Below are 13,056 nucleotides of genomic sequence, written 5' to 3'. Positions count from 1 at the left end.
TCGCTAGGCCAGGGACTGGCCGTCGTCGGCGGCGAAGACGCCGCCGGTGATGGCGCTGGAGGCGTCCGAGCTCAGGAAGGTGACCAGCCCGTCCAGGTGGTCCGGGGTCATCACCCGGCGGCGGGGGAAGGTCTTGACCAGCTTCTGCCCGCCTTCGCCGGCCAGCCATTCGGCGTTCAGTTCGGTGACGATCCAGCCGGGACAGATGGTGTTGACGTTGATCCCGTGACGGGCCCATTCCCGGGCCAGGCCCTTGCCCAGCATGGCGACGCCGGCCTTGGACGCCGAATAGGCCGTCAGCCCCGCCAGCGGCCGCAGCGAACCCACCGAGCCCAGCAGGATGACTCGGCCCCGCGACGGATCAGGCGAGGCGATCAGCCGGCGCGCCCCCTCCCGGGCCGTCAGATAGACGCCCTGGACATTGATCCGCAGAAGCTGGCCCAGGTCGTCGGCCGCCAGGTCGGTGGCCGGGCCCTGGGCGTTGACGCCGGCGTTGGCGATGACGATGTCGACCGTGCCGAACGTCGCCTCCGCGTGGTCGTAGGCGGCCTGGATGGAGGCTTCGTCCTCCACGTCCATCTCGACGGGTTCGACCTGTCCGCCCTCCGCCCGGATCGTCTCGGCCAGTGATTTCAGCCGGTCCAGGCGGCGCGCGCCGGCGACGACCTTCACGCCTTGCGCCGCCAGCATCCGCGCGAACCTCGCGCCCAGTCCCGAGGAGGCGCCGGTCACCAAGGCGACGCGGCCGGTCAGGTCGAAGGGCGAGCTCATGGGGATCTCCTGTGTTCGCCAAGGCGATAGCGACCCGTCTACCGCCCGACGAGCGGCGGGTCCAAGGCATCGGATGCGCGATGCCGAAGTGAGGGCCCTCGCCGAGCGCCGGCGGGGACAGAACAATGGCGGCGCACCGAACGGGAGACCAGCATGACGACCCTGGATCTGAAGACCGCGATCAGCCGGGCTGAAGCCCATGCGCTTTCCACCGGCGCCTTGCTGCCGGTGGTCGCCGAGCAACGGGTCGTCGAGGACGCCGGCATGGTCTTCCGGGTCGAATGGCTCTCGAGCCTGGCGATGAAGGACGTGGCGGCCAAGATGCCGCGCGCCGGCGACAAGTCGTCGACCAATCCGTTCCTGCCGTTCGAACAGGACCTGTTCGTCGCGGACCTGTCGGACACCCACGTGGCGATCCTCAACAAGTTCCAGGCGTTCACCGGCCATCTTGTGCTGATCACCCGCCAGTTCGTCGAGCAGGGAGAACCGCTGGAGCGGGCTGACCTGGAGGCCTGCGCCCTGATGCTGGCGCAGAGCCCGGGGCTGATCTTCTTCAACAGCAACGGCCAGGCCGGCGCCAGCCAGCGGCATCGGCACCTGCAGTTCATCCCGGACTACGAGCCGTCGGTGGCGGCGATGATCGGAACCTCGGCCTTGCCTTTCGCCCACCGGCTGCACCGCTTCGAAGCCGGTGCGTTCGACGACCTGCCCGCCGCGACCGACCGGCTGCTGGGGCTGGTCCAGGACGCCTACGGCGCGCTGGAGCCGGGCCAGGCCGGCGAGCTGGCCGCCTACAATCTGCTGATCACCCGCGACTGGCTGATGCTCGTGCCGCGGCGCGTGGAGACGGCCGCGGGCGTATCGTTGTCGGCCCTGGGGTTCGCTGGACTGATCGGATTGCGCTCCCAGGACCAGTTCGACGCCGTGGAGACGTTCGGGCCGATGGCCATGCTGGTGGAAGCCGCCGGACCGGCGTGACGATCAATAGAGGCTGGCCAGCAGTTCCTTCTCGAAGGGGATGCGTTCGTCCAGCCGGCCTTCGCGGACCTTGTCCGTCCAATCGGGATCCGCCAGCAGGGCGCGGCCGACCGCGATCAGGTCGAACTCGCCGGCCGCCATCAGCGCCTCGACCCGCTCGACGCCATCGAGGGCGGCGTCGGCGAAGCTGACCGTCGCGCTGTTGACCTGGCCCGGCGCGGTCTTGGCGGTCGAGGCCACGCCGGCCAGGCCGACGCTGCCGACGGCGATGACGGGTTTGCCCGTGATCTCCCGGGTCCAGCCGGCCAAGGTCTTTTCCGACAGGTCGCGGAAGCCCGCCTCCCAGAAGCGCCGGGTCGAGGCGTGGAAGATCGTCACGCCGGCGTCGGACAGCGGCCCCAGAAGCGTCTCCAGCTCGCGCGGCGTCTGGGCCAGCCGGGCGCGATAGTCCTGCTGCTTGAACTGCGACCAGCGGAACGACAGCGGGAAGTCGGGACCGACCTTGCGCCGGATCGCCTTGACCACCTCAACCCCGAAGCGGGCCCGCGCGGCCAGGGTGGGGCCGCCCCAGGGATCGTTCCGGCGATTGGTCTCGTGCCAGAAGAAGGTGTCGATCAGATAGCCGTGGGCGGCGTGCAGCTCGACCCCGTCGAAGCCCAGGGCCTGGGCGTGGCCCGCCGCGACCGCATAGGCGTCGATGACGTCGGCGATGTCGGTCTCGCTCATCGGCTTGGTCAGGTGGGTGGTGTTCTCGAAGGCGTTGAGGTTCTCCGAGGGGCCAAAGCCCGGAACCTCGCGGTCGGGCGCCATGCCGATCTCGCGGAAGCTGCCGGTGTGCCACAGCTGCGGCATGATCCTGCCGCCCTCGGCATGGACGGCCTCGACCACCCGCTTCCAGCCCGCCAGCGAGGCCTCGCCATAGAACCGCGGCACGTTCTCATAGCTGTGCGCCGAGGGGTGACCGATATAGGTGGCCTCGGTGACGATCAGGCCCACCCCGCCGCGGGCGCGTCGGGCGTAATACCGGACCACGTCGTCGTGCGGGATCTCGTCGGGGCAGAAATACCGCGACATCGGCGCCATCACGACGCGGTTCTTCAGGGTCAGCGGGCCAACGGCGAGCGGTTGGAACAGCGGACTTTGCTCGTCGCCGGAACCGGCCGTCATATCGTCTTCCTCGGGCGCAACCTGGATGCGGATCGTGGCGTCCGCAGCCTGGCGGCGCCACCTTGTTCGGCCGATTATCGCATGCCCGATCAACCGCGCCGCTGGCTTCGATCCGAGGGTTGGGGCCAATATACAACTCTGCGACAACGCCGCGTCAGACGGCGCGCCCGCGGGCCTTAGGGAACACCGAGCATGCTCGACGCCGCCGCCGATCCTTCCGACGCCATGGCGCTCAACCCGTCGGGCAACAGCGTCGCGTACCAGAGGGAGAACGTCGCCAAGTGGAGCGACAAGCCCTTCCTGGACGCGGTGGAAACGGCCTCGCGGGCCGAGATCGAGGTTCTGCAGGAAAACAAGCTCCTGGAGCAGCTGGCCTGGGTGGCGGAGCGATCGGCGATCGTGCGCGAGGTGTGGAGCGCGGCCGGGGTGGACCCGCTGAGCATCACGTCCCTGGACGACTTCAAGGCCCGCGCGCCGTTCATGGACAAGGATACGCTTCGAGACTTCCGCGACCGCCACGACGACCCCTTCGGCGGCGTGCTCTGCGTCGATCGGGCCGAGATCCACAACATCGGGTCCAGTTCGGGCACGACCGGCGATCCCACTCTCTTCGCCGAACGCTGGAACCGGCCCTACGAGGGGCCCTTCACCCCCCGGGAATACTGGCACCTGGGCCTGCGTCCCGGCGACTATGTGCTGGAGCTGAGCACGGTCCTGCGGGGCGTGGCCCATCGCATCACCCGGGCGGCCGGCGCCATTCCGCTGATGCTCAACCACGATCCCAACGAGGTGGAGCAGGCGGTCGAGTGGATCCTGAAGTACCGGCCGACGATCTTCTTCATGCTGTCCTCGCCGGTGATCTACGGCCTGGAGCGGCTGGAGCGGGAGAAGGGGATCGACATGGTCGACCTGTTTTCCAGCTTCAAGGCCTGCATCTACGGCGGCGAGCCGATCGGGCCGCGCATGCAGCGGACGATGGATCGCTGGGGCGTCAAGGTGTTCGAATTTTCCAGCCTGGGCGATTCCGGCACGATCTGGGAGTGCCAGGCCAAGGACGGGTTCCACGCCTGGGAGGACATCGCCATCGTCGAGGTCCTGGAGCCGGGCGGCGATCGCCATGTCGCCGACGGCGAGGGCGGCGAACTGGTGGTGACGGCCATCCACAACAAGACCGACCCGCTGATCCGCTACCGGTCCGGCGACTTCGTCCGCTACACCAAGGCGCCCTGCGCCTGCGGCCGAGAGCACGTGCGGCTGTGGCTGGCCGGCCGACTGGGCGACGAGGTGGTCGTCGACGGCGTTTCGATCCTGCCGCGCGACATCTGGACGGCGGTCGAGGAAGTGCCCGAGACCGCCGCCGCCCTGTTCCAGATCATCCGCCCGCAACGCGAGCTTACCGAGCTGAAGCTCCGCGTCGGCTATGACGGCGAGCCGGACCTGGAGGACGTCGCCCGCCGGGTGGCCGACCAGGTCGAGGCGCGCATCAAGATCCGCCCGCAGGTCGAGCTGATCCCCAACAGCGAACTGATCAAGCTGGGCCCGCCCCACAAGATCCCCCGCGTCGCAAAGGCCTGAGGATGACCACAGCCGTGCTGGATGCTCCGCCCGTGACCTCGGCCGCCCTGACCTTCGACGCGCCGGACGCGATCTGGGGCGTCGGCAGCGCGCCCATGGCCAGCGGCCTGGTCCATTATCCGCTCTCGAACCGGGACGTCCTGGCCGACGTCGACTGGGCCGAGGGGCAACTGCGCGCGCTGGGCGTCGAGGCGGGCTCGTTGATCGACCTGGTGCATAACTACAGCGAGTGCGGCCAGTTCTGGCCCTACTACCTGGCCGCCATGCGGCTGGGCGCGCAGGTGATGAACGGGATGGCCACGCCCTGGGACGCGGGCCGGGTCGAGATGTACGCCCGACGATTTCCGCTGCACGCGGTGCTCGGCGTCACCAAGCAGACCGTCGACGGCCTGGCGATGTTCGGCCTGGACGCCGCCAAGGTGTTCGGCGACCTGCCGGTCGTCGGCGCGCGAGGCCCGGCCGCCGCGGCGTTGGAGGCGCTGGGCCTTCGTCCGCACCGCATGACCCTTCTGGGGCCCCTGATCCTGATCGCCGCGCCCGGCGAGGATGCGGCCTACGATACGGCCGAATGGACGCTGGAGACCGACGGCGAGGGGCGCATTCTCGTGACCTCGGGCCCCGGGCGGGCCGCCCGTTACGAGCGCCTGGACACCGGCTTCCGGGGGCGGGTTGCGGACGGGCGCGTCAGCCTCAAGGACGGGGAATGACCGACGTGGGCGTCCTGGAGCGGCTGGACCGGATCGAGTCCCACCTGGCGATCCAGCAACTGGCCGTCCGCTACGCCATGGCCGTCGACCGGCGCGACATCGACGAATGGCTGGGCATGTTCGTCGAGGACATCGACTGCGGCCGGCGCGGCAAGGGGCGCGAGGCCCTGCGCGGCTTCATCGAGCCGGCCGTGCGCGACTTCTATCGCACCGTCCACACCATCACCGGCCACGCCATCGACCGCATCGACGGCGACGTCGCCGAAGGCCGCGTCTACTGCCGGGCCGAGCATGAGTTCGGCGACCAGTGGATCGTCCAGGCCATCTGCTATTTCGACACCTATGAGCGGCGGGACGGGGTCTGGTACTTCGCCCGGCGGGTCGAGGACTTCTTCTACACCTGCGACGTGCTGGAGAGGCCGCAGGACGCGGATTTCGCGCGCTGGCCCGGTCCGACGCCCAAGCACGCGCCGCCGATGATGCTGCCGCGCTTCCCGACCTGGAAGAGTTTCTGGGGCGATGCGGACGTCTCGGCGATCACCCGCCGGCCGGCGGCGCCTTAGATCTCGACGGCGACAGGAACAATTTGTCTTCCTCATCCTGAGGCGCCCGCGCAGCGGGCCTCGAAGGACGCAGGGCGGCTCAGTCTGTGCGTCCTTCGAGGCTCGCCGCTCGCGACGAGCACCTCAGGATGAGGTGGATTTGAAAACGCCCCAGAGCCGTGGTGGGAGTGGCCCTCACCCCGCCAGGAAGTCGCGCAGGTCGGGCATGTGCGGCGCGTGGGACTGGGCGCCGCCGTCGACGCTGTAGACCTGACCATTGACGAAGGCGGATTCCGCGGACGCCAGGTAGACCGCCATCCAGCCGATGTCCTCCGGCACTCCGCCGCGGGGAACGGTGTTCTGCCGCAGCAGGGCTTTTTCGAGCTTGGCGCGCCGTTTGTCGGTGACCGGTTTGGTCGGGATGTAGCCGGGAGAGATGGCGTTGCAGCGCACGCCGTCGATCCCGTGCTGGGCGGCGACATAGCGGGTCAGGGTCGCGAGGCCGGCCTTCGAGCAGGCATAGGCCGTGTTGCCCAGGTCGCCCAGGAACATCGAGTTCGAGCAGATGTTGATGATCGCGCCGCCGCCCTGGCGGACCATGTGCGGGACGGCTTCCCGGCACATCAGCATCGGGCCGCGCAGGTTGATCGCCATCAGCGTGTCCCACAACTCGACACTCTGTTTCAGCAGCGGGCCGTCCTGGGTGGCCGACAGGAAGGTGGCGGCGGCGTTGTTGACCACGACGTCGATCCTGCCGAAGGCGGCGACCGTGTCGGCGACCACGGCCTTGACCGAGTCCTCCGAGCCGATGTCGCAAGCCATGGCGATCGCTTCGCCGCCGCCGGCGCGCAGTCGCTCGGCCGTGGCTTCCGCCTTGTCCAGCGCGATGTCGGCGATCACGACCGGCGCGCCCTCCGCCGCGAACAGCTCGGCCGTGGCCGCGCCGATGCCCGACGCCGCGCCGGTGATGATGGAAACCAAACCTGCCAGTCGCGTCATGATCTCGATCCTGTTGCGATCCCCCGATCTAGGTAAGGGATGGTCTTCGCGCCGTCGCGTGGCGCGAGGCGCTTGATCGCAACAGCGATAGCCTTTGGCGCGGACTCGCCCCCGCCTCGCGCCCGTGGGATTCAAACGGACAGTCGTCCGCGAGGAGTTCCATGATCGACCGCAAGCATATCGGCGCCACGACGGAAGAGGTCTCGATCGACGTCGAACTCAGTCAACTGCGCCTGTTCTGTCAGGCGATCGGCGAGACCAATCCAGTCTTCCTGGACGCCGAAGCGGCGCGCGCGGCCGGTCACGAGCGGATCCCCACCCCGCCCACCTATCCCCAGACCCTGCTGAACCTCAGCCCGTTCAAGAAGAACCTGGTGCTGGACGTGATCGAGGCCGATCTGGCCCGCATGCTCCACGGCGAGCAGGTGTTCGAGCATCACCATCCGATCCGCGTCGGCGACACCCTTCGCCTGCGCCAGACCGTGGCCGACATCTACGACAAGAAGGACGGGGCCCTGGAGTTCGTCGTGCTCGAAACGCTGGCCCGCAACCAGGACGACGTCGTCTGCGCCACGCTGAAAAGCGTCGCGGTGATCAGGAACTGAGGCCGGCATGAGCACGCATGACCTATCGACCCTGAAAGCTGGCGACCCCTTGCCGACCCTGACGACCGGGCCGATCACGCCCCTGACCCTGGCCCTGTTCGCCGGCGGGTCGGGGGACCACAACCCGATCCACGTGGACAAGGCGTTCGCCGCGTCCGCGGGTTTCCCCGACGTCTTTGCTCACGGCATGCTGTCGATGGCCTATCTGGGCCGGGCCCTGACCGACTGGGCCGGGGCGACGGCCGTCCGCCAGTTCGGCGTCCGGTTCGCCGCAATCACGCCCTTGGGCGCTACGGTCGCCTGTGACGGGATCGTCGAGCAGATCGTCGAACAGAAGGGCGAGCGGCTGGCCAAGCTGACGCTGCGGGCGACGGTCGTCGACGGCCCTGTCACCCTGGTCGGCGACGCCCTGGTGCGGATCGGCTGACCCGTGGACCTGAGCTTTTCCCCAGAGGACATCGCGTTCCGGGACCGGGTCCGGGCCTTCATGGCCCAGAACCTGTCGCCGGACACCCGCCGCAAGGTCGAGCAGGGCCGGGCCCTCGACAAGTCCGACGTGGTCGAGTGGCAAAGGACGCTGAACCGGGTTGGCTGGGCCACGCCCAGCTGGCCGGCGTCGGCGGGCGGTCCGGGATGGAGCGCCGTGCAGCGCTACATCTTCATGGACGAGCTGTACGCGGCCTGCGCGCCCGAGCCGCTGTCGTTCAACGTCTCGATGATCGGACCCGTGCTGATCGCCTATGGCAGCGACGAGCAGAAGGCGCGTTTCCTGGAGGCGACGGCCAACCTGGACATCTGGTGGGCCCAGGGGTTCTCTGAGCCGGGCGCCGGATCCGACCTGGCGGCGCTCAGCGCCACGGCGGTGCGCGACGGCGACCACTATGTCGTCAACGGCCAGAAGCTCTGGCAGGGCATGGCGCACCGGGCCGACTGGATGTTCACCCTGGTGCGCACCGATCCGAAGGCGGCCAAGAAGCAGGGCGGCATTAGCTTCCTGCTGATCGATCTGAAGAGCCCGGGCGTCACCATACGGCCGATCATCACCATCGACGGCCGCCACGAGGTCAATGAGGTGTTCCTGGACGATGTGCGGGTGCCGGTCGGCGACCGGGTGGGCGAAGAGAACCAGGGCTGGACCTACGCCAAGTACCTGCTGTCCAACGAGCGCACCGGCATCGCCCGGATCGGTATGACCCGGCGAATCCTGGCGCGGGTCGCCGACGCCCTGGCCAGCGTCGAAGCGGGCCTGACCGAAGCCGCGCAAGCACGGCACGCCGCCGAGGCGACCGCGATCGAGGCCGAGCTCCGGGCGCTGGAGATCACCCAGCTGCGCGTCCTGGCGGCGCAGCAGGCCGGGCAGGTCGATCCGCGCTCGTCGATCCTGAAGATCAAGGGCGTCGAACTGCGGCAGGCGGCTTCTGAGCTGTTGCTGCGCGTGGTCGGGCCGGCCGGCTACGCCTTCGTCTACGAAGGCCAGGGCGAGGCGCCGTCCGAGGCGGCGTCGAACTATTTCACCCTGCGCGCGGCCTCGATCTACGGCGGCGCCAGCGAAGTGCAGAAGAACATCATCGCATCGAGCGTGCTGGGCTTGTGAGGGCGGGATGAACTTCGAGCTTTCCGAAGACCAGGCGATGCTGAAGGATACGGCCGACCGCCTGTTCGCCCAGGCGGCTGGCGATCCATCCGGCGACCTGTGGGCCAGGATGGCCGAGCTGGGCCTGCTGGCCGCGCCGTTCGCCGAGCAAGACGGCGGGCTTGGCCTGGGGCCGGTCGAGACGATGATCCTGGCCGAGGCGGCCGGGCGAGCCCAGGTCCTGACGCCCTACGCCAGTTCGATCGTCGCGGCCGGGACGGCCTTGCGGCTGGCGCCCGTCCCGCCGTCGGGCTTGATCGCTGGCTTGGCCGCCGGTGAGGTCCAATTCGCCTGGGGGCATGAGGAGCTGGGCATGCCCAGCGGCCAGGCCCGGCGGACGCGGGCGCGATCGTCCGGCGACGGCTGGATCCTGTCGGGCCGCAAGACCAATGTCGTCCACGTCGCCGGCGACGCACGACTGGTGGTCACGGCCACGACCGACGGCGGGCCGATCGTACTCATCGTTCCGCTGGACGCCCAGGGCGTGTCACGCCGCGACCACCAACTGTTCGACGGGACGCCTGCCTCTGAGATCAGCTTCTACGAAGTTGGGGTGGAGGTCGGCGCCGTCCTGGCGCATGGGCCCGACGCCGCGACCTTGACCGAAAGGGCCCGCGAGCATCTGGTCGCCTTCCGCGCCTCGGAGGCCGTCGGCCTGATGCAAGCCCTTCTGGACGCCACGCTGGAGCACCTGAGGACGCGCCGCCAGTTCGGCGAGCCGCTGTCGTCGTTCCAGGCCCTGCGGCACAAGGCGGCCGACATGCTCGTGGCGCTGGAGCAGGCGCGCTCGATGGCCATGCTGGCCGCCCTGTCCGTCGAAGACCCCGAGGCCGAGATGCGGCGCAAGACCATCGCCCAGGTGCGGACGGTGGTCGCAAAGGCCTGCAAGCTGGTCGGCCAGGCCGCCGTGCAGTTGCATGGCGGGATCGGCGTCACCGAAGAGCACCCCGTCGGCCGCGGTTTTCGCCAGCTGACCCTGATCGACCTGGAGATGGAGCGGGGATGACCGCATCGGCCTCAACCCACGGCGCCCTGGACGGGGCGCTGGCCCTGGTCGTCGAGCTGGGGCTGCCGCTGCTGTCCGGCGTCGGCGAGGGGCTGCGGGACGCCGGGGCCGAGGTCGTCACGTCGCGCGATCCGCGTTGGGCGGGGTCGCGCGAGGACGTCGACGCCGCCCTTGCGGCCGCCCTGGGTCCCGACCGCGCGCCGGCCCTGGTCGTGCTGAGCCTGCTCGGCGACGAGACGACGGCGCTTCGCCTGCTGAGCGATCTGGACCTTCAGGCCTGGCGGGCCGGAGCGGCGGATCCGATCCGGATCGCGATGCGGGTGCTGGCGGCGCTCGGGGCGCGGATGAAGCCGGCGGGGCGAGGGACCATCCTGTTCCTGGCGCCGTCCCTGTCGCTGGTCGGCGGCTCGGGCATGGTGGCCTTGAGCACCGCCCTGGAAGGCCAGCGCGGCCTGATGAAATCCATCGCCCGCCAATGGGGCGCGACCGGCGTGACGGTGAACTGGGCGGCGGCCGCGCCGCGCGCCCTGTCGCCTCACTTCGACGCCGCCGACCTAGCGGCCAAGGGCGACGCGGTTCCCATCGCCCTGGGCCGGCGTCCCGACGCCCGCACCGAGATCGCGGCCCTGGCCGCCTGGTTGGCGAGCCCGTCCGGACGTGGCGTGACGGGCGCCACCCTGATGGTCGACGGCGGCGAATGGATGGTGCCATGACGACGCTGGACTGGACCTCGATGGCCGGCCTGCTGGCGGGCCGCGTCGCGATCGTCACCGGCGCCAGCGGCGGAGTCGGCCGGGGCCTGGCTAGAGCTCTGGCGCTGTCCGGCGCGCGCGTCGTCGTGGCGGCGCGCAGCCCCGCCGGCGGCCAGGAGACGGTCGCCGTGATCGAAGCCGAGGGCGGCCGGGCGCTGTTCGTCGCCACCGATGTCTGCGACGCGACGGCGGTGCGGTGCACGGTCGAGGCGACGGTCCAGGCCTTCGGCGGGCTGGACATCGTGGTCCACAACGCCGCCAGCACCTTGGCGAAGCCCACGCCGCTGGAAGACATCGACGACGCCTTGTGGGCCGAGCAGGCCGGTGTCTCGCTCGACGCCCTGCATCACCTAGCGCACGCCGCCCTGCCGCACCTGCGCGATACGGGCCGTGGCCGCTTCCTGGTCCTGTCGTCGGCCCAGGGGCAGCACGGCGGGGCGATGAACCCCGCCTATACCGCCCTGAAGGCGGCGCAGCGCGGGTTCGTCAAGGCTTTGGCCCGCGAGTGGGGCCCGCACGACATCGTCGTCAACGCCCTGGCGCCGGCGGCCCTGACCGACGCGGCCAAGGCCTATCTTGAAGCCGATCCCGAACGCACCCGCGAGGCGATGAAGAGCTTTCCGCTGGGCCGGATGGGCGACATGCGCGACGACATCGGGCCGGCCGCGGTCGCCATGTGCAGCGACCTGTGGCGCTACGTGACCGGCCAGACCGTCAATGTCGACGGCGGGTACTATACGGCCCTGTAGGGCCGTGCGTCCTTCGAGGCCTTGCTGCGCAAGGCGCCTCAGGATGAGGAATTCAATGCAAAGCAGTCCTCATCCTGAGGTGTGAGCCCCGTTAGGGCGAGCCTCGAAGGACGCATGATCGAGAGCCCTAGGCCGAGGCCGTGAACTTGACGTCCAGATAGGCCTGAAGCCCTTCGACGCCGCCCTCCTGGCCGTGGCCGGAATCGCGGACGCCGCCGAACGGGGTCTCGGGATTGGAGACGGCCAGGGTGTTCAGCCCGACCATGCCGGCCTTTAGCGCCGCCCCGATGTCGGCGATCCGGCGGGCCGAGGTCGAGAAGGCGTAGGCGGCCAGGCCATAGGGCAGGCTGTTGGCGCGCCGCACCACCTCATCGAAGTCGGCGAAAGGCACGATCGGCGCGACGGGGCCGAACGGCTCCTCGGTCATGACCAGGGCGTCGTCGCCGATCCCGGTCACCACCGTCGGCGCGTAGAACCAGCCCTCGTTGCCGCGCCGCGCGCCGCCGGTCTCGACCTTGCCGCCGCGGTCGCGGACATCCTGGACGATGGCCTCCATCGCCTGGATCCGGCGGGGATTGGCCAGGGGGCCCATCTGCACGCCGGCCTCCAGGCCGGCGCCAAGCTTCAGGCCCTTGGCGACGTCGGTGAACCTAGCGACGAAGCGGTCATAGGCCGCCTCCTGCACGAAGAAACGGGTCGGCGAGATGCAGACCTGGCCGGCGTTGCGATACTTCGCCGTCGCGGCCAGCTCGGCCGTCGCCTCGACGTCGACGTCATCGAACACCACCACCGGTCCATGGCCGCCCAGTTCCATGGTGGTGCGCTTGAGATCGTGAGCGCACAGCGCCATCAGATGCTTGCCGATGGCGGTCGAGCCGGTGAACGACACCTTGCGGATCGCCGGCGAGGCGATCAGGTGGGCCGAGACCTCGGCCGGCTTGCCAAAGACCAGGTTCAGCACGCCCGCGGGCAGGCCGGCGTCGGCGAAGGCGCGGGCGATCTCGATCGCCGTGCCGGGCACTTCCTCCGCCGCCTTGAGCACCAGGGTGCAGCCTGCGGCCAGCGCGCCGCCGATCTTGCGGCAGGGCGTCAGGGCCGGGAAGTTCCACGGAGTGAAGGCGGCCACGGGACCGACGGGTTCGTGGGTCACGGTCATGGCCACGCCAGGGACGCGGCTGGGAACCACTCGGCCATAGGTGCGGCGGCCTTCCTCGGCGTACCATTCGATGACGTCGGCGGCGTAGGCGATCTCGCCGCGCGACTCCGCGACGGGCTTGCCCTGTTCCAGGGTCATCACCGTGGCGATGGTCTCGATGCGGGCCCGAATGAGGTCCGCCGCCCGGCGCAGGACCTTGGCGCGTTCGCTGGCGGTGGTCGCCGACCAGGCCGGGAAGGCGCGCGCCGCCGCGTCCAGGGCCGCGTCCAGGTCGGCCGCCGAAGCGTGCGGCAGGTCGGCGATCGGCCGGCCGGTGGCGGGATCGAACACCGGCTCGGTCACGCGGCCCTCGCCGGACAGGAACCGGCCGTCGATGAACAGTTCGAGCGCGGTGTAGGTAGTCATGGAAATAGCCT

At 69.8% G+C, this 13,056-nt stretch carries 14 protein-coding genes; 10 read left to right on the top strand and 4 right to left on the bottom strand.

Features of this window, described 5'->3' with window-relative positions; genetic code table 11:
* Positions 1 to 3 precede the first annotated feature (3 nt).
* A complete protein-coding gene (locus tag ASD47_RS09915) occupies positions 4 to 771 on the bottom strand; it encodes an SDR family NAD(P)-dependent oxidoreductase (RefSeq protein WP_056755191.1) in 768 nt (255 codons plus the stop codon).
* A gap of 153 nt (positions 772 to 924) precedes the next feature.
* Between ASD47_RS09915 and ASD47_RS09910 the strand changes: the two genes are divergently transcribed.
* Positions 925 to 1,749 (top strand): hypothetical protein, encoded by an 825-nt coding sequence (locus ASD47_RS09910; RefSeq protein WP_056755188.1) that lies wholly within the window; start codon positions 925 to 927, stop codon positions 1,747 to 1,749.
* A 3-nt stretch (positions 1,750 to 1,752) separates the two neighbouring features.
* Here the strand turns inward: ASD47_RS09910 and ASD47_RS09905 are convergent, their stop codons facing one another.
* On the bottom strand, positions 1,753 to 2,916 hold the full coding sequence (locus ASD47_RS09905; protein ID WP_056755184.1) for an NADH:flavin oxidoreductase: 1,164 nt from the start codon (positions 2,914 to 2,916) through the stop codon (positions 1,753 to 1,755).
* A 192-nt stretch (positions 2,917 to 3,108) separates the two neighbouring features.
* Here ASD47_RS09905 and ASD47_RS09900 point away from each other — a divergent pair, with 192 nt between their 5' ends.
* The 3 genes from ASD47_RS09900 to ASD47_RS09890 are packed head-to-tail and all read left to right on the top strand — an operon-like array spanning position 3,109 to position 5,761.
* Positions 3,109 to 4,491 carry a phenylacetate--CoA ligase family protein gene (locus tag ASD47_RS09900; RefSeq protein WP_056755181.1) on the top strand — a complete coding sequence of 461 codons (1,383 nt, stop codon included), beginning with the start codon at positions 3,109 to 3,111 and terminating at the stop codon, positions 4,489 to 4,491.
* Between the two features lie 2 nt (positions 4,492 to 4,493).
* A complete protein-coding gene (locus tag ASD47_RS09895; RefSeq protein ID WP_056755179.1) occupies positions 4,494 to 5,198 on the top strand; it encodes a hypothetical protein in 705 nt (234 codons plus the stop codon).
* A complete protein-coding gene (locus ASD47_RS09890) occupies positions 5,195 to 5,761 on the top strand; it encodes a nuclear transport factor 2 family protein (RefSeq protein ID WP_056755176.1) in 567 nt (188 codons plus the stop codon). Before ASD47_RS09895 ends, ASD47_RS09890 begins: the two co-directional genes overlap by 4 nt.
* Positions 5,762 to 5,935: 174 nt before the next feature.
* Here the strand turns inward: ASD47_RS09890 and ASD47_RS09885 are convergent, their stop codons facing one another.
* Entirely contained in the window at positions 5,936 to 6,739 is an 804-nt protein-coding gene (locus tag ASD47_RS09885) for an SDR family NAD(P)-dependent oxidoreductase (RefSeq protein ID WP_056755173.1), read from the bottom strand.
* Between the two features lie 161 nt (positions 6,740 to 6,900).
* Here ASD47_RS09885 and ASD47_RS09880 point away from each other — a divergent pair, with 161 nt between their 5' ends.
* From ASD47_RS09880 to ASD47_RS09855, 6 genes are read left to right on the top strand one after another with little or no spacing between them, the layout of a single operon-like run.
* Positions 6,901 to 7,344 carry a MaoC family dehydratase N-terminal domain-containing protein gene (locus ASD47_RS09880; RefSeq protein ID WP_056755170.1) on the top strand — a complete coding sequence of 148 codons (444 nt, stop codon included), beginning with the start codon at positions 6,901 to 6,903 and terminating at the stop codon, positions 7,342 to 7,344.
* A 7-nt stretch (positions 7,345 to 7,351) separates the two neighbouring features.
* The gene (locus tag ASD47_RS09875; protein WP_056755167.1) at positions 7,352 to 7,771 is read left to right on the top strand and encodes a MaoC/PaaZ C-terminal domain-containing protein; all 420 of its coding nucleotides are present in this window, start codon (positions 7,352 to 7,354) and stop codon (positions 7,769 to 7,771) included.
* A gap of 3 nt (positions 7,772 to 7,774) precedes the next feature.
* Positions 7,775 to 8,938, top strand: coding sequence for an acyl-CoA dehydrogenase family protein (locus tag ASD47_RS09870; protein ID WP_056755165.1), 1,164 nt, complete (start codon positions 7,775 to 7,777; stop codon positions 8,936 to 8,938).
* 7 nt (positions 8,939 to 8,945) lie between these two features.
* Entirely contained in the window at positions 8,946 to 9,983 is a 1,038-nt protein-coding gene (locus ASD47_RS09865; RefSeq protein ID WP_056755162.1) for an acyl-CoA dehydrogenase family protein, read from the top strand.
* A complete protein-coding gene (locus tag ASD47_RS09860) occupies positions 9,980 to 10,696 on the top strand; it encodes an SDR family oxidoreductase (protein WP_056755158.1) in 717 nt (238 codons plus the stop codon). The genes ASD47_RS09865 and ASD47_RS09860 overlap by 4 nt, the downstream gene beginning before the upstream one ends.
* Positions 10,693 to 11,484 carry an SDR family NAD(P)-dependent oxidoreductase gene (locus ASD47_RS09855; RefSeq protein WP_056755156.1) on the top strand — a complete coding sequence of 264 codons (792 nt, stop codon included), beginning with the start codon at positions 10,693 to 10,695 and terminating at the stop codon, positions 11,482 to 11,484. Before ASD47_RS09860 ends, ASD47_RS09855 begins: the two co-directional genes overlap by 4 nt.
* A 127-nt stretch (positions 11,485 to 11,611) precedes the next feature.
* Here the strand turns inward: ASD47_RS09855 and ASD47_RS09850 are convergent, their stop codons facing one another.
* On the bottom strand, positions 11,612 to 13,045 hold the full coding sequence (locus ASD47_RS09850) for an NAD-dependent succinate-semialdehyde dehydrogenase (RefSeq protein ID WP_056755154.1): 1,434 nt from the start codon (positions 13,043 to 13,045) through the stop codon (positions 11,612 to 11,614).
* Positions 13,046 to 13,056: the final 11 nt, after the last annotated feature.

The sequence above is a fragment of the Caulobacter sp. Root1472 genome, from assembly GCF_001426985.1.
In the GTDB taxonomy this organism is placed as follows: domain Bacteria; phylum Pseudomonadota; class Alphaproteobacteria; order Caulobacterales; family Caulobacteraceae; genus Caulobacter; species Caulobacter rhizosphaerae.
The sequence above is the reverse complement of the archived record's forward strand: the minus strand, read 5'-3'. Positions and strand labels throughout refer to the sequence as shown.